Source organism: Neisseria sp. P0021.S006 (assembly GCF_051956895.1).
In genome coordinates, this window is record NZ_JBQCWZ010000479.1 from 1 (window position 1) to 1,040 (window position 1,040).

2 protein-coding genes are annotated in these 1,040 nt (G+C 50.8%); both read left to right on the forward strand.

Annotated features, from left to right (window positions below):
* Window positions 1–531: 3-methyl-2-oxobutanoate hydroxymethyltransferase (gene panB / locus ACTHUM_RS15125; RefSeq protein WP_440403305.1), on the forward strand; the 531-nt coding region annotated here is incomplete at its 5' end.
* Window positions 532–650: 119 nt separating this feature from the next.
* On the forward strand, window positions 651–1,040 hold a 390-nt coding region (locus ACTHUM_RS15130; protein ID WP_440403306.1), incomplete at its 3' end, for a 4-phosphopantoate--beta-alanine ligase.

Below are 1,040 nucleotides of genomic sequence, written 5' to 3' on the forward strand. Positions count from 1 at the left end.
TATCAGCAGAGCAAAGAGCAGGCATTTGCGGCGGCGGCCGAATTGATGGCGGCTGGCGCGCATATGGTCAAACTCGAAGGCGGCGTCTGGATGGCGGAGACCACTGAATTTCTGCAAATGCGCGGCATTCCTGTTTGCGCGCACATCGGCCTGACCCCGCAATCCGTGTTTGCATTCGGCGGCTATAAAGTTCAAGGCCGCGGCGACAAGGCGGAAGCGTTGCTCAACGACGCTAAAGCACATGATGCGGCAGGTGCGGCAATCGTATTGATGGAATGCGTTCCTGCAGAGTTGGCGAAAAAAGTAACCGAGACAGTTTCTTGCCCAACCATCGGTATTGGCGCAGGCGTGGATTGCGACGGTCAGGTTTTGGTGATGCACGATATGCTCGGCATTTTCCCCGGTAAAACCGCCAAATTCGTGAAAAACTTTATGCAGGGTAAAGACAGCGTTCAAGCTGCGGTCAAAGCCTATGTGGATGAAGTCAAAGCAAAAACGTTCCCGTCTGTCGAACATACGTTTGCCGGATAAAATAAAAACCAGGCCGTCTGAAACTTATTTCAGACGGCCTTTTTAATGAATAAAAGCGTATAATCGGCGCGTGATTTCCGTTGATGAAACAGCGGAAAAGATAAAGGATTTTTCAAACCATGCAAATCATTCATACGATTAAAGAATTGCGCGAGTGGCGCAAAACTGCCGGAAAAGTGGCATTTGTACCGACTATGGGCAATCTGCACGAAGGCCATCTTGCGCTGGTGCGCGAAGCGAAAAAACGTGCCGATAACGTTGTGGTCAGTATTTTTGTCAACCGCCTGCAATTCGGACAAGGCGAAGATTTCGACAAATATCCGCGCACTTTGCAGCAAGATGCCGACAAATTGGCAGGTGAGGGCGTTGCCGTCGTATTTGCGCCTGATGAAAAAGAGCTGTATCCGAATGTGGAACAACGTTTCAATGTCGAGCCTCCACACCTGCAAAACGAATTGTGCGGCAAATTCCGTCCGGGCCATTTCCGCGGCGTTGCGACCGTTGTGACT